Genomic DNA, 855 nt, shown 5'->3' on the forward strand with positions numbered 1-855 from the left:
CCCACACGCCGCCGCCCGTATTGCCTGGATCCAACACGGCACCGAGTTGGGCGCCGTCGTGCCGCGCCGCGTCGGTGACGACGAAGCGACGAATGAACCCATGGGCACGATCAATGCCGAGGTGGTTCTTGTAGCCGAACATCGGCACCGCGATCTCGGCCACGGCCTGGCGCGGGGTACTTCCCTCGGGCGGTCTCGCCTTGCGGCCCCGCTTGAGCGTCCAGCGGCCGTCGCGGTCGATCTGCCGGGTGCGCGCCTTCGACCAGTCCGCGGGCGTGCCGCCGTCGCGCAGTACCGCCTTCTCGTCCTTGGTCAGCCGGGGCCGACGGGCCTCGACCACGGTGGCATTGACGATCTGCCCGCCCATGGCGAGGAAGCCGCGCTCGGCCAGCATCGCGTCGAACCGCGCGAACAGCTTCGCCAGGGCGCCCGCGCGCGTCAGCTGCTCGCGGTAGAGCCAGATCGTCTTGGCGTCGGGTACCGCGTCCTGCAGCGCCAGGCCCGCGAAGCGCATGAAGCTCAAGCGGTCGCGCAGCTGGTACTCGGCCTGGTCGTCAGACAGCGTGTAGAGGGCTTGCAGCACCAGGACGCGGAACATCAGCACCGCATCCCAGGGCGGGCGCCCCCCGCGGCTGCGGTCCGCCCGCGGCAGCGCCGCCTCCAACTCCGCGCGGAACGCCTCGAAGTCCACCACGGCGCGCAGCCGTTCCAGCGGATCGCCAGACGCCGACAGCCAGCGCAGCCGCTCCTCCGCGTCGAAGAACCCAGCCTGTCCCGCCACCCGCCCCTCCCGCCGTCACCAGCAGCAGCGAATCAGCACGCAGCCGTCAGCACCAGGGGTTTTTCGAGGCGTCC

Annotated in this window: 1 protein-coding gene; it reads right to left on the minus strand. The window is 71.3% G+C overall.

Features of this window, described 5'->3' with window-relative positions; genetic code table 11:
* Positions 1-781, minus strand: a 781-nt coding sequence (locus tag JTN19_RS14515) for an IS5 family transposase (RefSeq protein WP_206934106.1), incomplete at its 3' end; no start/stop codon positions are given.
* Between the last annotated feature and the right edge of the window lie 74 nt (positions 782-855).

The sequence above is a fragment of the Roseococcus thiosulfatophilus genome, from assembly GCF_017311575.1.
Taxonomy (GTDB): Bacteria; Pseudomonadota; Alphaproteobacteria; order Acetobacterales; family Acetobacteraceae; genus Roseococcus; species Roseococcus thiosulfatophilus.